This window comes from Okeania sp. SIO1H4, assembly GCF_010672695.1.
In the GTDB taxonomy this organism is placed as follows: Bacteria; Cyanobacteriota; Cyanobacteriia; order Cyanobacteriales; family Microcoleaceae; genus Okeania; species Okeania hirsuta.
Map to the genome: position 1 here is coordinate 1 of NZ_JAAHGB010000083.1, position 24,262 is coordinate 24,262.

Below are 24,262 nucleotides of genomic sequence, written 5' to 3' on the forward strand. Positions count from 1 at the left end.
AACAGGGGGTATGCCCAGAAACCTAAAACCTCTTTCTACAGACTGTTGCCCCTTGTATTTAGATCACATTTCTTCTTTCGTTAATTCCATCCTCTCCAGGACATTTGTCGCCCAAATAAATCGACCTGCTCGTTTTTTTTCTAGTTCTATTTTTGACTCTCTTAAGCTCACTTTAACTTGGAGTTGATCAGAAAAATCGGCATTGGTGAATGCGTAATGCTTTTGTCTCAAATATCTATGAAAAAACTATAATTGTACCGTTCATAAATATTTAATGGCATTACCTAATCACCAACCCCCTTCTCCGAGTAGTTGATTAATTTTCTGTTCTATACCAATCTCATCAATCATTCCTGCTACTAACCCGATCTGGGTCTAAGTTACTTACTTCTATTGACATTTTCTCCTCTTTTCTTATCTTCACCTCTTGTCTAGAATTACAGTTTGAGGTTTTTTTTCTTGAGTCTAAATACTTACTCAAGTCCCCCCTCTTTATGTACTACATTTTGTCGTGCGGAATGTGGGTTATAAGTATTCAACCGATAGCGTAGTTACCCCGGAGGGGAAACATGATATAATATCAGACTATTTTCCTTCTATAAAATAGTAGTCAAAAGTAAAATGAATGATAATAATACCCAGATATTGCCAGAAATGAATTCTCTTTGGCAGGAAACATTAAATTGGCAACCAACAGCAGAACAACAGCAGCAATTTCAGCAACTTTATCAGTTGATTCTTATTGGTAATGAAAAGTTAAATTTAACTAGAATTACTAGCCCAGAAGATTTTTGGGAAAAACATTTTTGGGATTCCCTCAGAGGGATTAAATTTATCTTAGAAAATCAGATAAACTCTCAAGAAGAAAAAAAGGTTATTGATATTGGAACTGGTGCAGGTTTTCCAGGATTATCAGTTGCTATTAGTTTACCTCAATATACTGTTACATTACTAGATTCGATAAGAAAAAAAATTGATTTTATTGAAACTATTCTAGTAGATTTAGCTATTAAAAATTGTTTAACTTTAACTAACAGGATTGAAGAAATTGGTCGAATGTTTAAACACAGAGAAATTTACGATATTGCTCTTTTAAGAGCTGTTGCACCTACAATAGTTTGTGCTGAATATGCTTTGCCAATGTTAAAAATAGGTGGTATAGCAATTTTATATCGGGGAAATTTTACAACTGATGAACAGGCTAATTTGCTAGAAGTTGTGAAAATTTTGGGAGGAAAAATCCATACTATTGAAGAATTTAAGACTCCCTTAACTAACAGTATTCGTCATTGTATATATTTGCAGAAAATAAATAAAACTTCTAGCAATTATCCTCGTCCAATTGGCGTACCTAGTCAAAAACCTTTGAATCATCTAAATAAACCTTAAAAACAAGCTTTAATACTTTCATTTTTTGCAGAAGGAGATACATTTTCCGATTAACTATGAAATAGTGGAGGCTATTAATCATATTGGTGATATGATGGGGATGGAAACAGTTGGGGAGTTTGTGTAAAATGAGGCTATTTTAGCAAAGTTGCAAGAAATAGGTGTTGATTATGCTCAGGGTTATGGAGTTAGGTTGGCGTTCGCGGAGCGTGGCGTCAGGCGTATCACCTACTTCAATTGGATTTGGGTTCATAGTCGCAAAGAAAATACTGCTGCACAAAGAGCTGAGTTGGCGATCGCTCCTTGGAGTTGGAACGACCTAATTACTTATCCCACACTTTACTGATGCACTACCAAAAATATCTCCCGCTAGAAAATTTTCTAACGATATCTAACGAGAGATTAAGGAATGAGAATTTTATTATCTACACAAGTTGAATTATCCAAATTCCCTATTATATGAGTTATTCAAAAAAAAATCTGGACTTTATTGAATCCTCATTCCTAAGCAAATTTATCAGTAAAAATAGACTTTGTTAGATTCTAGTGGTGATGGCTATTTGGACAAGTTTGTAAGTCTTGACCCATCAACTCCTCACTTTTTTCCCTCTGGGTTTCATCTACAGGTTGTAAACCAACCCAGTTATTCACAACTTCTACATCAAATCCCACTTCTCTACGATCGCCCACTTGCATTAGAGGACGACGGATAAGTAATGGGTCATTCAGCATCATTGTTAGAGCAGTTTCAGCATCAGTTTGTTCGGGAATTACTGCTCCAGACTTAACTTTTGGAGCAGCTTTGTTAAACCACTCTACTACCGGGCGATCGCCAAAAAATAAACGCAAATTATCTTTTGTCCAAGTTTCTTTCAACAGGTTGTGAGTTTCTAATTGATGACCCGCTGTTTCTAGCAAAGTCTTTTGCTTGGTGTTATTTTTACAGCCTGGTTTTTCATAAAAAATCACCTTTGCCATTGTATTATCTCCTCAGCAGTTTTTTGGTGATTTTCTAATCTTAATGCCTACTTAAATAGCAAATTGTTACCAATTATCAAGAAATTTGATTGTCAAGTATGGTATAATTTAGTATTAGATTTTTATCTCAGATAAAATACTTATCAAAAAGCCAACTTTTCTACATAAATACTTAAGTTATTAGTTCATTAATTTTGATGTTCCAGTTACTTTCTTCCTTCTTCCTTCTTCCTTCTTCCTTCTTAATCACCATATTTTTCATCAGTTTTCCTCTCATAAGTTTAGCAGAAACTATAGAAGAAACTGTAGAAAAAACTGTATTAGAAAAAATTCAACAAACGGGGGTACTAAAAGTAGGATTTAGAATTGATACAGCTCCTTTTAGCTATATCAGCAGTGAAACCAATAAATTAGAAGGTTATTCTGTTGAATTGGTTAAATTAATTCACCAACGTCTAGAACAAGAAGTTGGTAAATCAATCAAATTAGAGTGGCAAGAAGTATCTCTAGAAAACCGTTTTCAACTAATCCAAGATGGGAAACTAGATATTGTCTGTGCTGCTACAACTATTAATAATACGAGAGAAAAAATAGTAGATTTTTCTATTCCTTTTTTTACTACAGGTATTCAATTCTTAGTAAGAAAAACAGATGTAGAAAGATTTGACTCCATGAGAGGTACTACTGGAAAAGTATCCATAGGATTTTTAGCAGGATCAACTACTGATGAAGAATTTCGCCCTATTTATCCCAATGCAAATTGGCAGTCACTTTCCAACAGAGTTGAAGGTATTAGTCAATTAGATGATGGTAAAATTGATGCTGTTGCTAGTGATGGAATTTTATTACTAGGAGAAATTCGGCAACAAAATAAAACTATTAGTGAGTTTGAACTAATACCTAAAATTCCTTTTACTTTTGAAAATTATGGTTGTATTTTGCCATTACAAAATCCAGATTGGGATAAATTAGTTGATACTACTATTGCGAGTGATGAAAATACTCAACTTTTGCATCAGTGGTTTGACTCTGAAAAAGGTAAGTTTCCTTATGAAAGCTTCAGATAATCTATGAAATTAAATTATGAAATTGAATCATCAGAGCAAGAATTATACTCAAAAATTTAATACACCATTTTCAGCTTGACACGACACTACGGAAAGCTGCGCTAACGACCGCTTTTTTCTCCTTTAAAGGAGAGGCTTTAAACCTTAATTATTCGGTAATGTTTTTAGCAATTATTTTTATAAAGTAAACAGATCTTATTCGTTATGTATCTACTCCCTGCTCTCAAGAGGATATAGCAAAAATGCGTGAAATTTGATAAATAGCAGTTGAAGGAAAGGTTAGGACATATCAAAATATTAAAACTCAGACAAAGCCAGATTTTTCCTTCTTCCTCCTGGTATAATACTAATTTGAAAAAAGAATGTGTTTGAATAATAAGTGCAATAAAAAGATTTTAGAGTAAATTTCCCTTTGACAAAAAAGAGAATTTACGACCTAAAAACTGGTATTGAAGCAATTCATTCTGACTCGGTTCTCCTGACTCCTGAGTTACCCTCCTGGGAGGGGTTAGGGGTGGGTTGACTCCTAAGAAATAGCCTAACTATTTGTAGCAAATATTTATCAAATTGGCATAATATCCTGTTTATCTATTCTGCTGGGAGTATATTTCAAAGAAAAGTTTTGATGAACATATTATGAAAATAGACGAATTATTAAGGCAGTACGCAAGAGGAGAAAGAAATTTCAGTGGTGTTTATCTACATGAAGTACATTTGCTAGAAGCTGAATTAGAAGGGGCTAATTTTTTTGAAGCAGACTTAATCGGTGCTAACCTTAGTCGGGCTAATCTCAGTCGAGTAAATCTGGCCAAAGCTAATCTTAGTCGAGCTAATCTAATTGGAGCGGATCTAAGTGGGGCAAATTTATCTGGAGCTATTCTGGCAGGGGCTAAACTCAACAAAGCTGACTTAACAGGAGCAAAACTTACCAGAGCAGACTTAAGTCGTTCTAATTTTAGTCAAGTTAATATGATTAATGCTGACCTCTCAAGAGCTATACTCTGTGAAACAGACTTGCACGGGGCCAACTTATATGGCGTGAATTTCCGACGCGCTATTCTTAATGAAGCAGACTTAATTGGAGCTAACCTTACCAGAGCAGATATGGCAGGAGCAGATTTAATTGGAGCTAGTTTAATGAGAGCTGATTTGACAGAAGCTATTTTGAGTGCTGCAGACTTAAATGAAGCAAGTCTTTTGGGTGCTAATATTTCCAATTTGAGTATAGATGGAGTAGCTCTCCAGGGAGTCATAATGCCAGATGGCGCAAGTTATGAAGAGTTTCAAAGAAGTATGCAAGATTAGTACCTAAAGCCTGACACCAATGCTAAGTTGCATGGCTCAGGCTTTCTTACATTTTTAGCATTATATTATAACACGCGAACGAGTTGACGTTTGACTGATGCTGATGATGAAGCGAATAAAGATAAATGTTTTTCCTACTGTTCCCTGTTATATGTATGTATGATATGAAATACCAAATCAAAAGATTGAATTCCAATCATTAGTAACTATTTCTATATCTGAATATAATTTTTAGATTTCACGATCGAGATTAATTGTCTCCTTTATTTTTCCCTTTCTTCTTTTCCCTTATATTTTGCCATAATTTTCAGGTCTCTACGGCTTTTCAAAATATTCAATCCAAACTAAAAAAATTGACAATATTTCCGAAAATTTAATTCTAAATATTGAAATTGCCAATATTTTCGATATTCCAATGGGGAGAGCTTTTGAAAGTTCATTGCGCTTATCCAAATCTAACTTTTCCCACTCCACTAAACCACTAGCTAAGTATTGGAGGGTTTTGGTAATGTCTATTTCTTTGATGTTTGAAGTTATGCCTGAATAATTAGTCATTATATTTTATAGGAAATATCTTGCTTGTTAAGCGATCGCTACAAAAATTACCATATCTCACAAATTTAGGTTTATCCTTAAGTTTTAGTTATATATTTTAGTCTTTTAGTTTGAAAATTTTTAATTTTGTCAGGACTTGATGACAAAAAATCGGAAAATTTCTCTGATTAATTTAACGAGGTTTCAATATTTTTAACACTTAAGCTAGATTTTGTGATATTCTAAATAATACTATAATCAAAAAGGTGTTTATTACTTTTTAAAAAAATCAAGCTCCAAATACCTACAATCTCGTTGTTTTGAGAAGCAAAGACTCTTCAGTTCTTTTACCATGAATGACTAATATTCCTCGCCTAATTTTTCGGCAGATTGATAGATTGACTATTTTGTGGTATGGAGAAGGAAAAAGTAAGATAAATATGGTCTACTATTTCTCCTAATATAGTCTCCGGATAATTAGTTATCCTATAATGAGCGGAGGACCGAGTCAGGAGAAAGGAAAGATGAGAGTGGGAATTATCTGGGGATATTCCAGCATTTTATGTCTGCATTGAATGGAAGTAGAAAGTGTGATAACTGTATAACCGGATTTCATATCATATATAAGGTTGGATTAAGTGCTAACAGAAACCAACCAAAACCTATATATAGCAACGCCGAATCAAATTTGAGAATTTGACTATTTCTGAAAAGTCTAAAATCTAACGGTGATCATATTGATAAGATACAGTTCTTTTCTTTCTTCCCTTTTCCCAGTGAAGATATTCCCTGTTCCCTAAAAATCTACAATCTCTCACAATTCAAATAAGACTGCTATATCTATAATTATATTAAATAGAGTTGTTACCTACTGGAGAGTACAAAGTTCTGCTAAAAAACAGTTGGCTCTCAAGATTGAAAGTGTTACTGGGAAAGGTTTACAGCATCTACTATTGTGAATGGAGAATTTTTAACCTTGAGTCCGTGAAACCCTTGACTAGCAATAGTTATTCCCAGAACTTTGCACTGTCTAGTTACCTAGATTTCCATCAAAATATTCCGATGTCTTAACCAGCTAAAAAATCCAACTCTTGATTTATTTCTGCCGATAAATTATTCAATAACTGTAATTTATTTCTTAACTTAATCGCCTCCGGTGACTGCTGACTAACAGGAACCTTAATCACTTTTTCTGCTTTTTCTTCATATTTCTCAACTGCTTTTAGAGCTACAGCACTAAAACGGCTTAAATAATCTCTAGCTGCATTAGCATAAGCTTGTTTTACCTGTTGCTGATAACTATCTAAATTTTGTGATTTATTCTGTTTATTATCGCTCAAAAAATAGGTCGCACCACCAGCAACTGCGGCACCCATCGGACCTGCTAATAACCAACCTATTCCAGTGGCGATCGCTATATTTTTTACCCCTCCTGATTTTTTGGTTTCTGATGGGGGTGGGGATGGCAAAAAAACTTTAGGAGCTTCAGGAAATGTAATAATTAATTCTGCTGGTTCTTCTTGTTGAAAAAATTCACAAGCTTTATCTATCCATTCGGTAATTTCTTGTTTATATTTCAGAGCTTCTGGTCGAAATTTTTCCGACTCCCAAATATTAAAAGTTCTTTGTTCCAAAACTATAGCCAATTCAAATTGATGGCGCTCCAAAAGTTTAGTTAAATATAGCCAACTTTGAAAATTTGAACTACTTTTTTGAAAGCCTTGTGTAATTAATTTTTCTGCCCGCTTTTGAATCTCAAATTTTTCACTTTTCCGCTCTTGAATAGCAATTAACTCTTTAGTCACTTCCTTAGCACTAGCTTCCATGACTTGACATAACTGAGAAGCGACTGTCTGTATTCTTGGTAATTGAATATCTATCTTTTTCCCATCAGTTTCAACAATATTTTGTAAAGCAGATTCAAAAGTTACTAAACCCGTTGTTTGCGCCACAGAAACATCACCTTTTAAGCGACCCCGCAAAGCAGGCAAAGCATCAACTCGATATAAGTTACTAATATTACTTGGTAGTTCGGAGCGAAAACTTTCTGCCAGAAAGCGTATTCTATTGTTAACTTCTGTTTGTTCATCTGAGGAGAGTAAGTTCATAAAATTAACAACAAAAACTACTGTCTTAATACCTCTATCCCACAACCAATCTCTGAGATTTTCTCGTTCTCCTAAAGTCATCAAATTTCTGGCATCTAAAACCTGTACTACTAGATCGGCAGTTAACAATTGGTCTTGCACCAAAATATCTTGAGCTTCCCGGTCATTTGTTCCTGGTAAATCTAAAAATTCAACTCCTCTTTTCAAGAAAGGATGAGGGCAATAAACTTCTACTGAAGTCACATCATCTCGCATTCGACGGTTATTATCTAGCACTGCATATTGTTTGAGAATATCTGTACCAGTTTCACAAATTTTACTTCCATCTTTAAGATTAATTTTAGTCTGTAACTCTGTACCATATTTTATAGAAATTGCAGCTCCAGTAGTAGGAATTAAATCAATGGGTAATGTTCTTTGACCTAAAAAGGCATTAAGCAAAGTAGATTTGCCATAATTAAACGGAGCAAAAACAGCAATTTTAAAAGAAGGATTTTTCAGATATTCACAAATAGAAATTATATCTTTTTTCAATTGAGAGTCTGGCTCAAGTTCTAACATTCCAAGAGCAGAATTAAAATAGCGAATCAAGTTATCAAAATTAGTCTGCAATTTTTACTCCTCCTTTAGATATCCATATTATTTAGACAAAAGCTTTATTATGAAGGCAAGGCAAAAGGCAGAAGAGTTAGAGAGGAATTTGAAAAAGGTATTTTGATAACCGAATTTGGCATAATACCTACCACCTAATTCTATGCAGCTTCATATAAAATTGGTATAAGAGTTTTAAATATTTTATCTAATTCATGGTTTTTTTACAAATCATTTAGGATTACTATATAGTAATCCTAAATAATACCTAATTTATTAAATATTTACTAGGGTAAATGTAGTAAAAGAACGTAAGACTTACTATTGATCTCTATAACTGAACATTTGGAAACTATACTACTCTTGAATTGAGAAACTAAACCAAACCAAACCTACATTTATAATTTATATAATTTATATAATTTATATAGAAGTCGCCATTACTGTATTTGACATATCAAAAGCTTAAAACTCAGACAACGCCAAATTTTTCCTTTTTCCTTCTTCTTTCTTTCTTCTTCCTTCTTCCTTCTGCTATACAATTGCTTTCATAAAATCCTGATAAACGGCAACTATTTTTGTACATTCAGATGACACATCAGTTTCTAACTGTTGAAAACGAGCTAATTCTGCATCATTATTAATTTCTTGTTCCTGTTTTTGCTGTAGCAAATTATCTAATTCCGACTTCCGAGATTTAATATCATCATCTATCCTTTCTTTAACTTCCCCTTCATAAGTATCAAAACATTCTTTAATAGCATCATAAATAGGCTGCCACTGTTCATTTCCTACTTCAGGTAAATGTTTAACCAACTCTTTTTTCGCCACTTGAACTACTTTTTTCCGTGCTTCATCTGCCTGCATTACACCTACACCTAAACCTAATAAAGCTAAACCAATAGGTCCTAAAGTTATCCCTGTAAAGAAAGTAATTGCTGTATATATTCCTCCTACAGCCAATAAATTTAGCAAGATATTTTTCCAATCAAAACCTGCTCCGGCCATCGCCATACCTGCGATATTACCCCTAGCTAATGAAAATAATCCCATAGCCCATTTTGCCCAACTAGGAGCATTATCCTCACTGGAAACAGAAAGGGCAGATTTGACCTTTTTTCCTGTTAGTTTTTCAGTGATTTTATCTGTGACTTTTGTATAGGAAGCACCATAATGAGCAGCTCTTCTAGAAAGTTGTAAAAATGCTGCATCCATCTTATTTTCAACGGTAATAGTCCATGCTGCTAATTTATCGCTAATATATTGTTCAAATCCTTTTTTTAGTTCTATTTCAAAAGCTTCTCTTTTACCAGGGTTAATGAAATCGAGAAATTTTATATCTGGTTGATAGCGCAAAAAGTCTGATTCAAAAGTATGTTCCAGGTCGAGGACATAAGAACGAAAAGAATTAGCAATTTCAGTCGCTTCTTTGTCTCTAACTGTTCTAATTTCTGACTGAAATTGGTCGCGAATTTCAGCAAGTTTATGAAACTCTGGTGCTACAGAATTAATCTTATTTATTAGCTCTTCAATATTTTGTTCTAATAAAGGAGTACGACGGGCGATCGCCTCTCGTAAATGACTATCTGCTTGAGCTGCTAAAGTTTTTGCTTGCCTAAATTCTTGAGCTGCTCTTTCTTGAGTCAAAAATTGATTTAATGCACCAAAAAATTCTGGAAAACCTGTTCCTTCTAGAGAAACTGAAGGATTTTTTAATCGCCTTCTTAATGCCAGAATTGAAGATAGTTCAAAAACTCTTTCTTGATAGATATTTTTATTTTCTTCTACACAATACTCATTGAGGTTAGCTTGAAAAACTCTTCTTAATCTTATCTCTGCTTCTTCTAATTCTTCTCGGTCATCTGGGTCAATTAAACTATCTTGTACTTGATCCCAAGCATTAATTAAAAAGAACACACTCAACCCTCTACCTTTAATATAATTTTCTAGATAGCGACGTTCTCCTAAAGTACAAGGTTGAGTTGCTCTCATCACAAATAAAATAGCATGACAATTATTGATATAACCAAGAGACAATTCATTCCGTGCTTCTGTATCATTTAAACCAGGACTATCAACAATTTCTATTCCTTTTTCTAAAATTGGTAGGGGATATTCAACCACTGCATAATCAATATCAGGAAATGCTTGTTTTTTTTCTTGTTCTAATCTTTTTGCCTCTGCTGGGTCAATTGTATAGTTTCGTTTGAAGCTCTTAAAATCTAGTGACAGAGGTTTTTTTCCATCATTAAAATGTATAGTAACTTTTTTTTCTGGTCCAAATTTTAATACAGTTAATAATGCTGTACAAGGATTAACGTCGCTAGGTAAAATATTTTCACCTATTAAAGCATTAAGAAATGTACTTTTTCCCCGTTTCATATCTCCCAATACCATCAAGCGGAACACACCAAGGCGGAGATTTTTGCCAGCATTTTTAATATCTTCTATTTCTCTTTCTAAACCTAATTTTCCCGAAGTATTTTTACCTCCTGATTCTGCTTTTTCTAAAGTTTCAGCTATTGTACATAAACTAGCAGCTACTTCGGTTCTAACTTTAGCTACTCTTTCTAAATCTTGGATAAAATTTTCTGCTTCTATTTTGTGACTCATTTTGATTTGAATAAATTAATTACTTGAGATAATTGTATCCTGTAAATCTTCTTAGTATTTAGACAAAATTATTGTTTTTTTACTTTTCGAGTATAAAGCAATAAGTCAGTTATATTACATAATTAGGGTTTGCTGAAAAAGTATGAATAGTAGGGGTAGGAGTCAACCCACCCCTAACCCCTCCCAGGACGAGAAGTCAGGAGTCACGAGGAATGGGGAATTTATAGGAGGTACTCGGAAAAATTATAAGAGTGATTTTTCTGCCATAGTCAGCCCAAAATCCTAACTTTTTGGTCACTCAAGCTTAAAAAGTTGCACTTTTTTTCCCTCTAAAAAAGCTAAAATATTTATCTGTAAATGTTTTTAGATTTAATCAGCAAGCCCTAATTATTAAGTCTAAAGTTGGCAGTAGTAGAAACTATGTTTATGTTTTTAGGGTTTTGAGTTACCATAAGTTATACCACAAAAAATATTAGGTTACTATAAGTTACAAGTCAGGAAGTAAATTTATTTTGTATTGAGACTAAAACAAATCCATAATTGACTTAAAACAGTTCCCAAATTCATAAAAATATTTTCCCGCCAATGGCATTCTTTGACTTTTCCCATAACGTTCACCAGGAAATTTATTAACAGTCTTATACTCATTTTACCGAATAATTAAGGTTTAAAGCCTCTCCTTTAAAGGAGAAATAAGAAAAAATTTTCCTTTTATTCAATCCTCTTCCTTTTAGAGATAGGTAATTATCAATTATTGAACAATACTGTTAATTCTGGCTGACTATTTTAATAATGATTTGGATAACACTGTAGATCGTCACTGAAAACTGAATGCTGAAGTTAAAACTGAAGATAAACTCAGTTGATTGGGAGGCTTGAATTTCTTAATTCCTCCTGAATTATGATTATTTATTTATCTAAATACAAATAATTATAATAGGAAATAATAAACCTCCTATAAACAGTAATAAAAAACTACTAATTCCAATTACAAATGGATAATTAAATAAGATATTTTTACAGTAACAGGGAGCAGATAAAATAAATATATATGAATAAGATAACTGCTATATTATATATTTTTAAGAGACATCTCAATTCTCACATCTGATTCTTGATTGCTATATAAACTAAGCTATTTTTTGTTGATTTAAAATCAAACATTTTCTAACGAATTAAATCAGCAAAACTATAAGTACTAAGAATTAATAATAGTATAGCTGTGAATTGGGAAGCCTGTATTTGAGGAGATGGTGTAAGTGCTTCTCTAACTAAAATAGAAATAGAATAACCCATTACATAACTCAGGCATAAGACTAAATATTGCCATTGCTCTGTAACACTCCAACACAATAATAATACTATGGCAAAGACTAACATTATTAACTCAATAAAGCCTGGTGGATTATATTGTATACCACTCCTAATATTTTGACACCACAGTTGTAAAATTCTCATAGTTTTGATATTAAATAAAATCACAAAATTCCGATTAATTACCAGAAAAAAAATTATGGAATTTATACTTAAATAGCAAAAATTTTCATGATTTGATATTCAACATCAAAAACATCAACCATATAAATAAAAATTAAAAATTTTTTTACTCTCACAGCCATTCAGTCTGTTGTTGAAGACAAGCCAAAGCAACCTCAGTTTCCACCTGAGTAAACTCAGCATAAAATCGACTCACACTCAAAAACGGCTGAGGAGTTTCCAATACAATTAAGCGATCGCAACAATCTGCCAAAAATTTAATCAATTCTGGAGGAGCAACTGGCACAGATATCCAGACAGCATTCGGTTTATGCCACTTAATAGACTTTAGCGCAGCTATCATCGTCATACCCGTAGCTATTCCGTCATCAACTAAAATTACTAACTTACCCAGAGGAATAACTTCAGGCTTTCCACCACTAAGACATTCTAATTGAGACTGTGCTTTTTCCCTTGCTCTTTCAATTATAGCCTTTTGGACTTGTAAATTGCGTGGTTTGTGCCTCGACCACACAATACAACCATCCGCTGTCACAGCACCAAGAGCCAATTCTGGATTATCCGGTAAAGTAATTTTCTTCGCCACCACCACACTCAAAGGACAACCCAACCGACGCGCAATAGTTACTGCTACTGGCAACCCCCCTCTTGGTAGACCATAGACAATAGGCTTAATCATCCACTCAGTAGTCAAACTCATTTGACAGAAATCTGAAAAAATAACCTCAGCCAATTTTTCTCCAGCATCAGTGCGGTCTCGAAATATGGGAATAGATGACATAATTTTCTCCAGCTACTGACACTTAAATTTTACCTTCTATCACCAGAGGGCCAGCACTAAATCAAAGATTATAGTGCCTGGATGAATGGTGAGTATATAATTGTGATTTCCTACGGAATGCTCCGCAAACGATGTCACAATTATATACAAAAATTAATAGTTTATCCAGTAGATATTTCAGGTAAATTCAGTTATAATGATAGATATATTCAAGGAATTAATAATACTTTGCTAGTAATTGAGGCCAAATTAAAAGGCAGTCAAAATCAGTACAAAGTTTTAGATGAAATGATACTAACAAGTCAGTTCATTAGAAACAGTTGCTTGCGTTATTGGATAGATCATAAAGATGTTAAGCGCAACGACCTACAAAAGCTTTGTTCACAACTAGCAAAAGATGTTAATTTTCCTTGGGCTAAAAAGCTAAACTCTCAAGCTAGACAAGCATCAGCCGATAGAGCATGGCAATCAATACAACGATTCTACAAAAATTGTAGACAAAATAAACCAGGCAAAAAGGCTTATCCAAAATTCAAGAAATTCACTCGGTCGGTAGAATACAAAACAACTGGCTACAAGCTATCTCCAGACAGAAAAAAAATTGAGTTTAAAGATGGTTTTCAAGCTGGTGTAGGTGTATTTGAATTATGGACAAGTCGTGATTTAGTTTGGTATTCAGAGCAACAAATAAGTCGTGTTAGAGTTGTGAGACGAGCTGATGGTTATTATTGTCAATTTCTAGTAAATGTAGAGAGAAAAGAAACTCATAATTTTCAAGGCAATGTCGTAGGAATAGATTTAGGTTTAAATACTTTTTATACTGATAGTAATGGTAAAGCGGTAGATAATCCTAAGTATTTAAGGAAGTCGGAAAAACAACTAAAAAAGCTACAACGGAAAGTATCGCGTCGGCATAAAAAAGGCCAAAAACCGCAATCAAATAACTACCACAAAGCAAGAATTCAATTAGCTAGGCAGCACCTGAAAATTAGTAGACAGCGTAAAGACCATGCGGTAAAGACTGCACGGGCGTTAATCCAATCTCACGATTTGGTAGTCTATGAGGATTTGAAAATTGCTAACCTAGTTAAAAACCATAATTTAGCCAAGTCAATATCTGATGCAAGTTGGTATCAATTCACACAATGGGTAGAGTATTATGCTAAATTGCACGGAATTGTTTGTGTAGCAGTACCTCCCCATTTCACTAGCCAAAATTGTTCAAATTGTGGTCAAACAGTTAAGAAATTATTGTCAGTGAGGACTCACAAATGTCCACACTGCGGTTATATTGCTGACAGAGACCATAACGCAGCAAGAAATATTCTGGCAAAAGGTTTAGAAATGCTAGGAGCAATAGTCAACAGTACCGAGGGGCACTCGGAACCTGGGGGAAACCCAAAAGCTACGGGAGAGTCCAACCTCTGGTTTGGTGATAGCAATGTTGCCAATCTAAAGTTGTCTCTATGAGCGTAGAATCATCAATGATGAGAATCCCGCATCATAATCTGTGATTTGATGTAGGGAGTATGTCAACTAATGGCCTTCAAGTTGAGACTTTCTACCCAAAACTTTAGACTAAACACTAGTGGCAATTGATTCCTAAATCTCCTTTCATGTCTAACGAAAAACAACTTAGTCTCTTCGACTGGTCAAACAATAATGATTATTCAGAATCTACCTCTGATTCAGACTTCGACTCCAACCTCATTCCCACAGACGCTAAAATTCCAATTCCACCAGAAACATATCAAACAATGGAGCAAATAGCAGACCATTGTAACCAATGTTGCAGATGTGAACTAGGAAAAAACCGTAGTAATGCTGTCATTGGTAGAGGCAACCCCCAGGCAGAAATTATGATTATTGGCGAAGCACCCGGTCAAAATGAAGACGAACAAGGTTTACCATTCGTTGGTAGGTCTGGGCAACTACTGGACAAAATTTTGGAGTCCGTAGAGCTAAGTAGCGATCGCCACGTTTATATTTCTAATGCTATTAGATGTCGGCCACCTGAAAATCGGACTCCGACAACTCAAGAAATAGAAGCTTGTAAACCATACTTACTAGAGCAAATACGTCTTGTAGACCCGAAAATTATTCTTTTAACTGGAGCAACGGCAGTTAAAGCTTTGACTGGTGAGAAACGAGGTATAACTAAAATAAGAGGCCAATGGCTGGAGTGGGAAGGGCGACTTTGTATGCCCATTTTTCATCCAGCTTATCTTTTGCGAAATCCTTCTCGGGAGCCTGGCAAACCAAAGTGGTTAATGTGGCAAGATATTCAGGCGGTTAAACAAAAATTAGATGAATTAGAGGGAGATAGTAATTCTATAGATTTTTAGATTTTTGGTAGAGGTATTTCAATCAATTTATTCTTTGAATATAAACCCGATTTAATCGTAATTTCTGATTTTTTCACATTAAACTTTTTTGCCAATATTTTGATTAATTCTTGATTAGCTTTACCATCTACTGGTGGAGACTTCAAACATATTTTGAAACTACCATCTGCTTCAGTTTCAATACTTTGTTGTTTGGAATTTGGTTTAATTTTTACTTGAAAAATAGCCATTGATAGATAGAGGTTATTTATTGATGATAATTTGAGCAGGGATATATGATTTAGAGTCGAGCATTACCGAATAATTAAGGTTTAAAGCTTCTCGTTTAAAGGAGAAGAAAAAATTTTCCCTACCGCGTCAATCCTATCCGTTTTCAAGGAGAGGTAATTGTTAATTATTAATTATTAATTGTTGAACACTTAGCCTCCTCTGTTCTGAATTATCCCCTATGACAGGTTCGGTGTGCGATTTTTTCCCAATAAATACGAAGTTTACTCAAATAAAAGTACTATGACGAAAGCTTAAAATTGATTTAATTAAGTAAAAAAGAAGTACTTATTAGATTTTTGGGCATTGCTGAATTAAGGTATGAAAGTAGGTTTATAGGGAACACTTAACTGGGAACAGGGAACAGTTAATATTCACAAGTAGTTCAAACCATCCAAAATAAAAAATCCCAAATACAAAATTATCAAATCATACCCACCAGTCAGCAACGCCGATTTTTGCAATTAATTTATTGATTTTCAGACAGCTAAAGAGAAATTTACTAAAGCTTGAAATAACGTGGTTTCGTCAATACATAAAATGGCACAATTTAAAATGAAATAGCCTTGGTTTCTGGTAGAGGTAATTCAATACTTTATGTTGAGAATTCCGTTGAAATTTTACTTAGAAAATAGCCAGAATTAAATTACCAATAAAAATCCCCATAAATCACACAAAAAAATTAATACTTCATTCCTAATCCTATCTCCTGAATCCTCTGTTATTCAATACTTTATGTGGAGAATTCCGTTAAACTTTTACTTGGAAAATAGCCAGAATTAAATTATCAATAAAAATCCCCATAAATCACACAAAAAAATTAATACTTCATTCCTAATCCTATCTCCTGAATCCTCTGTTATTCAATACTTTGTTGTGGAGAATTTGGTTGAACTTTTACTTGGAAAATAGCCAGAATTAAATTATCAATAAAAATCTTCATAAATTCAATTGTAAAGGTAAGATATAGCAGTCACAATTACTATATTTGACATATCAAAAGCTTAAAAATCTGACATCTTCTGAGTTTTCCTTCTCTCCTAGATAACTAAAGCCTTCTTTCTTCTTCCTTCTTACTTCTTCCTTATGCCATATCATTCCTCATTCTGACTCTTGACTCCTGTCTCCTGACCCCTATCTCCAAAATAACATCCTTGTAACCAAACTCTAATACCTCTAGCAAATACTCCATTACTACTATCTTCTGGTTGTGGTGGTAAATTTCCTAGTAAACTTTCTTCTATAGAAAACATATTAACTAACTCCCATTGTCTCTGACTTTTCCTCAGAAATAACCAATGAAATTTTTGTAATTCAACTACCTGACTATCTCTATATTGCCTTTCTAAAGTTGTCAGAAAAATTTGATTAATATCTTCCTGAAAAAAAGGCATATCATCTATAGGTAAAGGTTCAAACTCAGGACGACCTGCTATAACTATATTCCGTTCTAAATAATCTTCATTTGATTGGCGATCGCGTTGAATTTCACGATTAACATAACCAGGCAAATCTAATATTAAATCTGTGGCTAGAATTTCTAAATATTCTGAATTATCCGGGCAAGTAGATTTTGGTTTCCAAGGATCTGTTGATTCTATTTTTTCTATTTCTATTCTAGGTTTTCTATGTCTTCTAGGTCGTCTTTTTCTGACCATCAAATAATTGTCAATCGTCAAAAATAGGGAATTAGGTAAAGATAAATTGTCACTGGCTATACTTATAATCGTGATTATAGAAATGAATATTTTCAAATAAAATAGCATTCGACTTTAGGATTTTCAGATTGATATTTCCCTGAAAGTTATCATGTCTGAAAAATATTTACTGTTCAGCAAATTTTCCCAATAATTTAATAAGTTTTTTAATAAGTTTGAGGATTTAAGAATTTCCTAACATTAATGGCGACTGCTATAGCAATATTTTTGTAATTGTTATGACGGGTAGGTTATACCAAGCGTGAAAAAAGAATGTTACGAATAGTAAGAGCGATAAAAAAACTTTATAGGAAATGTCCCTTTGACTAAAAAGATAGTTTACGCCCTAAAAAATGGTATTAAAGACATTCCCATACGACTCCTGACTCCTGACTTCCCCTCCTGGGAGGGGGAGGGGCGAGGGGTGGGTTGACTCCTCAGAAATACCCTAGATATTTGTAGCAAAAATTTATCAACTTGGTATCATACCATTTCTCCTTGATGTATCACTTAATATAGAATAGTCAGTGTAATAAGGTCTGAGCAACAATTATTAAGCGCATTGTTACAGAGAAATGGTATTAGAAGTGAAAGCTATCTTTCATTTTATGAAGCTCAAAAAAACCGAAAGATATTTAGCCTTGCATTCTGCCAAAAATCCTGATAGTATGTAATTATTGGGAGTCGTTCGCACCTACGCATGACTTTTTGTTCAACCTAAATATAGTACTCTTTATGTAAAATGACGTTTGAAACAATCGAGCATCAAACATAGCAATACTTTGAATAAAACGCCCCTTAAATTTCCTGACAAATCCGCTCCAAAGCCCCTTTTGGGTCAGCAGCAGCAGTAATAGGTCGGCCAATAACAAGATGATCGGCACCAGCCTTAATAGCCTGACCAGGAGTAAGCGATCGCTTCTGGTCTCCTTTCTCTGCCCAAGTTGGCCTCACTCCCGGACAAACCAACACAAAATCATCACCACAAACCCGCCTCAACTGTTCCACCTCTTGAGGAGAACAAACCGCCCCACCTAAACCAGATTCCTGAGCCAACAAAGCCATCTGCAAAACATACTCTGGCAACTCCAGAGGAATTTTCAGGTCAAAAGCCACATCACGAGAATTCAAACTGGTCAAAATAGTAATAGCGATTAACCTCGGTGGGTTTTGTCCTGTCACTTTTGCCGCTTCCACAACAGCTTCTTGAGCTGCCTTCAATGCAACTCTACCAGCAGTAGCATGGACGGTCAACAGATCGACACCATAACTAGCAGCAGCTCGACAAGCTCCAGCAACAGTATTAGGAATATCGTGAAACTTTAAATCCAGAAAAATCCGCTTCTGACGTTCTTTGAGAATTGAGATAATTTTGGGGCCACAACTCACAAACAATTCTAGACCAACCTTCCACCAGATTATTTCCGGTAATTGGTCTATCAGAGCGATCGCTGCTGCCTCAGTAGGAACATCCAACGGGACAATAATTTTATCAATATTCATCAATTTCGTCAGTATGGGTTAATTTTCAGTGGTTTATTTCTGGGTATTCAAACAAAAAAACTAAGACGTTGTAGTTTTGAGTGATTTTCACCTCAATATTTTCTCCTCCCTGTGAGTCAGAACTTTTGTCTACTGAATTTTTCCGACTGTGAGTCTCAGCAAAAGTATTAATTAATTTTCAGTGGTTTATTTCTGGGTATTCAAACAAAAAAACTAAGACGTTGTAGTTTTGAGTGATTTTTACCTCAATATTTTCTCCTCCCTGTGAGTTAGAACTTTTGTCTACTGAATTTTTCCGACTGTGAGTCTCGACAAAATTATTGATTAATTTTCAATAGTTTATATTTTGGGTATTCAAACAAAAAAACTAAGACGTTGTAGTTTTGAGTCATTTCTACCTAGAGAATTTCCCCTCCATCTGAGTCATAATTTTTATCTACTAATTTTTCAGACTTTGAGTCTGAGCAAAAGTATTGATTAATTTTCAGTCGTCTATATTTTCGGCAATCAAACAAAAAACTAAGACGTTATAGTTTTGAGTCATTTCTACCTAGAGAATTTCCCCTCCATCTGAGTCATAATTTTTATCTACTAATTTTTTCAGAATTTGAGTCTGAGCAAAAGTATTGATTAATTTTCAGTCGTCTATATTTTCGGCAGTCAAACAAAAAACTAAGACGTTACAGTTTTGAATAAATTCCACCTAGAGAATTTCCCCTCAGTCTGAGTCATAATTTTTATCTACTGATTTGTTCAGACTTTAGGTCTAAGTATTCAGTATGAGAAATTGTCAGTCGTCTATATTTTCGGCAGTCAAACAAAAAACTAAGACGTTACAGTTTTGAATGAATTCCACCTAGAGAATTTCCCCCGGTCAGAGTCAGAATTTCTCTCTACTAATTTTTTCCGACTGTGAGTCTAAACAAAAGTATTCATTAATTCTTCACCAAGCGGACAAAATTTTTCTTACCCACCCGTAGAACCTTACCATCAAGGTCTGTCGGGGAGTCAAAAGTCAAATTCTGGTCTGAAATACGGTCGTCATCCAAACGTACAGCTCCCCCAGCAATTTTCTTCCTAGCTTCAGAACTACTCTTACACAAACCACTAGCACTAACAACATAAAACAACTTCGCTGGAAACTCCACATTAGCCAAAGAAAACTCTGGCACTGCATCAGTTTGACTCATATCTCCCTCAAGCACAACTTTCATAGCCGTTTGTTGAGCTGACAAAGCAACTTCCCTACCATGGTACTGAGACGCAATATCCAAAGCCAACAACTTTTGTCTTTCCCGAGGATTTTCCGGCAATTCATCAAGAGATAAATTAGTCAATAATTCAAAATACTCTTCTATCTGGTCATCAGGAATTTTTTCCAACTTAGAATACATACTCAGAGGGTCTTCCGATAAACCCACATAATTTCCCAGAGACTTAGACATTTTCTGTACCCCATCAGTCCCTAACAAAATCGGCATCAATAGACCAAACTGAGTTTTTTTACCAAAATGCCGTTGTAAATCTCGCCCCACAGCAATATTAAACTTTTGGTCAGTACCCCCCAACTCCACATCAGCATCTACAGCCACAGAATCATAACCTTGCATCAAAGGATAAAGAAACTCATGGATATAGATAGGGCTTTCCTGCTGATAACGAAGAGCAAAACCCTCCTTCGCCAACATTTGCCCCACCGTCATTGTTGCCAAAAGTTCCAGAATATTTGCCAAGTCTAATTTAGAAAGCCATTCTGAGTTGTAGCGAATTTCCAACCGCCCTGGCGTGTCAAAATCTAATATAGGCCGGACTTGCTCTAAATAAGTTTTGGCATTTTCCCGCACCTGTTCGGAAGTTAACTGTTTTCGGACTTCAGATTTCCCTGTAGGGTCGCCAATTCTTGCGGTAAAATCTCCTATGATTAATACTGCTGTATGTCCAGCATCCTGAAAAGCTCGGAGTTTACGAACCGGGATACTATGACCTAAATGGATATCTACTCCTGTGGGGTCAATTCCTAATTTAACTCGCAAAGGGCGGTCTGAATAGGCCAATCTCTGAAGTAAATTTTCATCAGGGTTTGTAGAATCTGGTCTATCTGGAAAAATTTCGCTGATGCCACGACGCAGCCATGTAAATTTATCAGTCATCATTTAGTTTTAGTTATATTGATATAGCTTTAGTTTGGGGGGTTAAATTAAATCTAGAGCAACTATGGTTTAAGTTATCCAGCAATCCTATATTTAGCCTTTAGTCATCTAAGACGCATTGAGATTTTATATTCTATATTCTCTTTCACAAAAAAATTGGACTATATAGTTTAAACGCTGAACAGTTTACAAAGTCAACTGCTTAATGGCATCTAAGTAAAATATTATAGAAAAGTTCAGTAGATGTAAAAATTATTGTGTTTAAGCCTTCTTAATAATTAAGAGTGCTAAAGTAACATAAATTATTTATGAATATAATTCAACCTTATTCTTTCATCTTTTTCCCTATGGGTTTAATATCCCACCGTCACCCCTGGTATCTACAATTGGTTGGTTCGTAGGTGCAGAGTGACAACTTTTCAGTATCCCATCCATTTTTCCAGTCCTTCAGTCCTTACTTGTTCCTTCTTCAAATATTTAATATACTTTGTAAGCTGAATAAATTAAGAAACCCTCGACTATAGCTGCTAGATGACCAAGTAATTCACTCAAGAGATTATCAGCTATGAGCAGTAGAATTGCAGAATATAAATCAATTAACCTCTCAAAATATATCTAAACACCTAAACAATTCCTAAGTAGAACATGGTAAATTTTGGGCGCTATGTATCTATCAAATTGTAAATTAGCTCAAAAGTTTATATTCATTGCTTTTAGGGGTTTTTTGATTGAAAAATGCAACGTCTTTTTTCTAGTTTGCTCTACTTAGCTCTGCTCTAAAAATTGAAATTTAGTTTTGTAAGCTGAATAAATATAAGAGACGACCGTCTCTCACTGCTAACTAAGCAAATAATTCCGTCGAGAGGTTACCAGCTATTAACAGTAAAATCCCTTAATATAATCGGTTAATCTCTCAAAATATATTATCTAATACTAAATACGGTTATGAAAAGGTGCTTGTCTTATGCTCAAATCCTAATGTATAGCAAAGAGTTCAATTTTTTGGAACATCCTTTACTAAAGTGGATTTGGTACAACACCGAACAGCAAAATTTCCTAATATAATCAGTTAATCTCTCAAAATATATCTAACACCTAAACAATTACTAGCTGTAAAATTTGAAATTTCGTCAAGGAAGTTAAATCAAAGTGTCCACCAATGCCCTCCCACATAAGCAAACTACAAAATCTCGGTCTGAAATTTCACCAGTCTTTGGATTTGTTCAATCTGTCAGTAAGGTAACAGCAGGTACTGTACTAGGCATTACCATGCTGACTAGCTCATTAGTAGCTGGTGGACTGGTAGGTTTAGCAATCAGCTTTCGTAATCTTCCAGACGTTCGGGTACTAAAAAATTACACACCTTCAGAAACAACTCACATATATGATGTTAAAGGTAGACCATTGGCCAGTCTCCACGATGAGGCCAACCGAGAAGTCATACCCCTAAACCAAATTTCTCCAGACTTAAAACGAGCAGTTCTAGCGATCGAGGATAGTAACTTCTATAATCACTACGGAATCTATCCTATCGGAATTATGCGTGCTTTTGTCGCCAACTTAGAACGGGGTAGAACTGTTGAAGGTGGTTCTACTGTTACTATGCAGTTAGTGAAAAATTTGTTTCTCTCCCCGACAGCCAAACTAAGTAGGAAAGTGGCTGAAGCAGTTTTGGCAATTAGGATGGAACAAATTCTTGATAAAAACGAAATTTTAGAATTATACCTCAATCAAATTTACTGGGGTCATAATCTCTATGGAGTCGAGACTGCAGCAAAAAGCTATTTTAATAAATCCTCCAAGGATTTAACTTTGGCTGAAGCTGCCTTGATGGCAGGTATGATTCCTGCCCCAGAAGAGTATAGTCCATTTATCAATTACCAAAAGTCTAAGCAACGCCAGGCCACTGTTTTAGCAAGACTGCGTGAACTGAATTGGATTACTGCTGAAGAGGAAGCTGAGGCTCTCAAGCAGCCATTATTAGTGGGTAAAGTTACCTCTTTTCGTCAGAGTGAACTTCCTTATATTACTAATGCAGTTGTTCAGGAGTTAACTGAGAGGTTTGGTAAAGATGCTGTTCTTAAGGGAGGAATGCGGATACAAACGACCATTGATATGAATTTCCAACGGATGGCTGAAAGAACTGTGACTGAATGGCATGAAATCTTATATTACCGTCGGGTTTATCGGAGTTGGGACAAAGGTCAAATGGCATTAGTGGCAGTTGATCCACGCACCCACTTTGTGCGAGCAATGGTTGGTGGGGCAGATTTTAAGAGTAGTCAATATAATCGTGCTGTTCAAGCTCGCAGGCAACCGGGTTCTGCTTTTAAGCCTTTTGTTTATTACACTGCTTTTGCTTCGGGTAGATATTCCCCATATTCGGTTGTGTCTGATACTCGAGTTAGTTATCCAGATGGTAATGGTTATTACACTCCTAGAAATTATGGCGGTGGATATTCTGGGTCTGTTAGTATTCGTAAGGCTTTGGAGTCTTCTTTGAATATACCAGCGGTGAAAATTGGTCAATATGTTGGACTTAATAAGGTAATTGAGGTTTGTCGCATTTTAGGGATTAAGAGTCCGATGGAACCTGTTATTTCTTTACCACTTGGTTCGGTTGATTTGACACCTCTGGAAATGGCGGGTGCTTATGCGACTTTTGCCAATAATGGTTGGCATTCTGACACTACTTTTATTGTACAGGTAACAGATACCAGTGGGAATGTCTTGTTGGATAATACTCCTAAACCTAAGTTGGTTTTAAATCAGTGGGCTGTAGCGTCACTTAATAGTGTATTGGTGGGAGTAATTGAACGAGGTACTGCTACTAGAGCTAAGATTGGCCGTCAGGCCGCTGGAAAAACTGGTACGACTTCTTCTGAACGAGATGTTTGGTTTGTAGGTTATACACCTCAGTTGGCAACGGCTGTTTGGGTGGGCAATGATGATTATCGGCCTCTAAATTATGGTGCTACTGGTGGTACTACTGTTGCACCGATCTGGCGTAATTTTATGAACCAAGCCTTGAGAGGCCAGCGTCGCGAATATTTTCCACCAGCATATAAATTTGAGAGGCCATAAATTAGTGTCTAATAAAATTAAGAAGGAAGAGCGAATTTGAAAGTTGGAAACCCCTTAAATTGATTTATTGGGCATTGCTGAATTAAGGTATGAAAGTAGGTTTATAGGGAATAGGGAACACCGGATCTGGGAAAAGTTAATATTAACAAGTAGTTCAAACCATCCAAAATAAAAAATCCCAAATACAAAATTATCAAATCATACCCAGAATCAGCAACGCCATTTAATGAACTACCCCGCCGTGTAGACGGACGGGGTTTCTAAGTCCCCGTCAACAAAGTCCGCACTTTGAGATTTTGAGCGCTTCATTTGCCCCAGTTGCCTCATCGAGCCTGTATGTTTACGGGTCGAAT

At 35.1% G+C, this 24,262-nt stretch carries 19 protein-coding genes; 8 read left to right on the top strand and 11 right to left on the bottom strand.

Annotation, left to right across the window (positions count from 1 at the left end):
* The first annotated feature begins 621 nt into the window (after positions 1-621).
* Both rsmG and F6K06_RS34660 read left to right on the top strand, forming a co-directional pair.
* Positions 622-1,389: a 16S rRNA (guanine(527)-N(7))-methyltransferase RsmG gene (gene rsmG / locus F6K06_RS29355; protein WP_124142966.1), complete on the top strand. Its 768-nt coding sequence runs from the start codon at positions 622-624 to the stop codon at positions 1,387-1,389.
* A 148-nt stretch (positions 1,390-1,537) separates the two neighbouring features.
* Complete coding sequence (locus F6K06_RS34660; protein ID WP_375339426.1) at positions 1,538-1,735, top strand: hypothetical protein; 198 nt, start codon at positions 1,538-1,540, stop codon at positions 1,733-1,735.
* Positions 1,736-1,932: 197 nt separating this feature from the next.
* Here the strand turns inward: F6K06_RS34660 and F6K06_RS29365 are convergent, their stop codons facing one another.
* Positions 1,933-2,367 (bottom strand): ArsC/Spx/MgsR family protein, encoded by a 435-nt coding sequence (locus F6K06_RS29365; RefSeq protein ID WP_124142967.1) that lies wholly within the window; start codon positions 2,365-2,367, stop codon positions 1,933-1,935.
* A gap of 197 nt (positions 2,368-2,564) precedes the next feature.
* Here F6K06_RS29365 and F6K06_RS29370 point away from each other — a divergent pair, with 197 nt between their 5' ends.
* Complete coding sequence (locus F6K06_RS29370) at positions 2,565-3,434, top strand: amino acid ABC transporter substrate-binding protein (RefSeq protein WP_124142968.1); 870 nt, start codon at positions 2,565-2,567, stop codon at positions 3,432-3,434.
* Positions 3,435-4,070: 636 nt separating this feature from the next.
* Complete coding sequence (locus F6K06_RS29375; RefSeq protein ID WP_124142969.1) at positions 4,071-4,739, top strand: pentapeptide repeat-containing protein; 669 nt, start codon at positions 4,071-4,073, stop codon at positions 4,737-4,739.
* Positions 4,740-5,054: 315 nt separating this feature from the next.
* On the opposite strand, the gene F6K06_RS29380 is transcribed toward F6K06_RS29375, so the two are convergent.
* The 3 genes from F6K06_RS29380 to F6K06_RS29390 all read right to left on the bottom strand — a co-directional run bounded on the left by F6K06_RS29380 (position 5,055) and on the right by F6K06_RS29390 (position 10,585).
* A complete protein-coding gene (locus F6K06_RS29380) occupies positions 5,055-5,294 on the bottom strand; it encodes a hypothetical protein (protein WP_124142970.1) in 240 nt (79 codons plus the stop codon).
* 1,046 nt (positions 5,295-6,340) lie between these two features.
* Positions 6,341-7,993: a dynamin family protein gene (locus F6K06_RS29385; protein WP_240038757.1), complete on the bottom strand. Its 1,653-nt coding sequence runs from the start codon at positions 7,991-7,993 to the stop codon at positions 6,341-6,343.
* Positions 7,994-8,506: 513 nt separating this feature from the next.
* Positions 8,507-10,585, bottom strand: a complete 2,079-nt coding sequence (locus tag F6K06_RS29390) for a dynamin family protein (protein WP_124142971.1) — start codon at positions 10,583-10,585, stop codon at positions 8,507-8,509.
* 142 nt (positions 10,586-10,727) lie between these two features.
* Between F6K06_RS29390 and F6K06_RS29395 the strand changes: the two genes are divergently transcribed.
* Positions 10,728-10,871, top strand: coding sequence for a hypothetical protein (locus F6K06_RS29395; RefSeq protein WP_287287403.1), 144 nt, complete (start codon positions 10,728-10,730; stop codon positions 10,869-10,871).
* An 881-nt stretch (positions 10,872-11,752) separates the two neighbouring features.
* On the opposite strand, the gene F6K06_RS29400 is transcribed toward F6K06_RS29395, so the two are convergent.
* Positions 11,753-12,043: a hypothetical protein gene (locus F6K06_RS29400; protein WP_124142972.1), complete on the bottom strand. Its 291-nt coding sequence runs from the start codon at positions 12,041-12,043 to the stop codon at positions 11,753-11,755.
* Between the two features lie 151 nt (positions 12,044-12,194).
* Positions 12,195-12,863, bottom strand: coding sequence for a phosphoribosyltransferase (locus F6K06_RS29405; protein ID WP_124142973.1), 669 nt, complete (start codon positions 12,861-12,863; stop codon positions 12,195-12,197).
* A gap of 228 nt (positions 12,864-13,091) precedes the next feature.
* Between F6K06_RS29405 and F6K06_RS29410 the strand changes: the two genes are divergently transcribed.
* Both F6K06_RS29410 and F6K06_RS29415 read left to right on the top strand, forming a co-directional pair.
* Entirely contained in the window at positions 13,092-14,333 is a 1,242-nt protein-coding gene (locus tag F6K06_RS29410; protein ID WP_287244247.1) for a transposase, read from the top strand.
* Between the two features lie 146 nt (positions 14,334-14,479).
* Positions 14,480-15,208 carry a uracil-DNA glycosylase family protein gene (locus F6K06_RS29415; RefSeq protein ID WP_124142974.1) on the top strand — a complete coding sequence of 243 codons (729 nt, stop codon included), beginning with the start codon at positions 14,480-14,482 and terminating at the stop codon, positions 15,206-15,208.
* Here the strand turns inward: F6K06_RS29415 and F6K06_RS29420 are convergent.
* From F6K06_RS29420 to tyrS, 5 genes are all read right to left on the bottom strand, one after another.
* On the bottom strand, positions 15,205-15,438 hold the full coding sequence (locus tag F6K06_RS29420; RefSeq protein WP_124142975.1) for a DUF167 domain-containing protein: 234 nt from the start codon (positions 15,436-15,438) through the stop codon (positions 15,205-15,207). The two genes, F6K06_RS29415 and F6K06_RS29420, sit on opposite strands and share 4 nt — an antisense overlap.
* A 1,131-nt stretch (positions 15,439-16,569) precedes the next feature.
* Positions 16,570-17,133, bottom strand: a complete 564-nt coding sequence (locus F6K06_RS29425; protein ID WP_287244238.1) for a hypothetical protein — start codon at positions 17,131-17,133, stop codon at positions 16,570-16,572.
* Between the two features lie 378 nt (positions 17,134-17,511).
* Positions 17,512-17,637: a hypothetical protein gene (locus F6K06_RS29430; protein ID WP_275670264.1), complete on the bottom strand. Its 126-nt coding sequence runs from the start codon at positions 17,635-17,637 to the stop codon at positions 17,512-17,514.
* A gap of 333 nt (positions 17,638-17,970) precedes the next feature.
* Positions 17,971-18,675, bottom strand: a complete 705-nt coding sequence (gene pyrF / locus F6K06_RS29435) for an orotidine-5'-phosphate decarboxylase (protein WP_287244235.1) — start codon at positions 18,673-18,675, stop codon at positions 17,971-17,973.
* Positions 18,676-19,610: 935 nt separating this feature from the next.
* On the bottom strand, positions 19,611-20,828 hold the full coding sequence (gene tyrS, locus F6K06_RS29440; protein WP_124142978.1) for a tyrosine--tRNA ligase: 1,218 nt from the start codon (positions 20,826-20,828) through the stop codon (positions 19,611-19,613).
* Between the two features lie 1,146 nt (positions 20,829-21,974).
* Between tyrS and F6K06_RS29445 the strand changes: the two genes are divergently transcribed.
* Positions 21,975-23,909 (top strand): transglycosylase domain-containing protein, encoded by a 1,935-nt coding sequence (locus F6K06_RS29445; RefSeq protein ID WP_124142979.1) that lies wholly within the window; start codon positions 21,975-21,977, stop codon positions 23,907-23,909.
* Positions 23,910-24,262 lie beyond the last annotated feature (353 nt).

Bases quoted from the DNA above. Each gene is read 5' to 3' on its own strand.
- F6K06_RS29395 (WP_287287403.1), top strand. From the start codon at position 10,728: ATGAATAGTAGGGGTAGGAGTCAACCCACCCCTAACCCCTCCCAGGAC.
- F6K06_RS29425 (WP_287244238.1), bottom strand. From the start codon at position 17,133: ATGGTCAGAAAAAGACGACCTAGAAGACATAGAAAACCTAGAATAGAA.
- F6K06_RS29375 (WP_124142969.1), top strand. From the start codon at position 4,071: ATGAAAATAGACGAATTATTAAGGCAGTACGCAAGAGGAGAAAGAAAT.
- F6K06_RS29400 (WP_124142972.1), bottom strand. From the start codon at position 12,043: ATGAGAATTTTACAACTGTGGTGTCAAAATATTAGGAGTGGTATACAA.
- F6K06_RS29415 (WP_124142974.1), top strand. From the start codon at position 14,480: ATGTCTAACGAAAAACAACTTAGTCTCTTCGACTGGTCAAACAATAAT.
- tyrS (WP_124142978.1), bottom strand. From the start codon at position 20,828: ATGATGACTGATAAATTTACATGGCTGCGTCGTGGCATCAGCGAAATT.
- F6K06_RS29420 (WP_124142975.1), bottom strand. From the start codon at position 15,438: ATGGCTATTTTTCAAGTAAAAATTAAACCAAATTCCAAACAACAAAGT.
- F6K06_RS29370 (WP_124142968.1), top strand. From the start codon at position 2,565: ATGTTCCAGTTACTTTCTTCCTTCTTCCTTCTTCCTTCTTCCTTCTTA.
- F6K06_RS29390 (WP_124142971.1), bottom strand. From the start codon at position 10,585: ATGAGTCACAAAATAGAAGCAGAAAATTTTATCCAAGATTTAGAAAGA.
- rsmG (WP_124142966.1), top strand. From the start codon at position 622: ATGAATGATAATAATACCCAGATATTGCCAGAAATGAATTCTCTTTGG.
- F6K06_RS29405 (WP_124142973.1), bottom strand. From the start codon at position 12,863: ATGTCATCTATTCCCATATTTCGAGACCGCACTGATGCTGGAGAAAAA.
- F6K06_RS29380 (WP_124142970.1), bottom strand. From the start codon at position 5,294: ATGACTAATTATTCAGGCATAACTTCAAACATCAAAGAAATAGACATT.
- pyrF (WP_287244235.1), bottom strand. From the start codon at position 18,675: ATGAATATTGATAAAATTATTGTCCCGTTGGATGTTCCTACTGAGGCA.
- F6K06_RS29365 (WP_124142967.1), bottom strand. From the start codon at position 2,367: ATGGCAAAGGTGATTTTTTATGAAAAACCAGGCTGTAAAAATAACACC.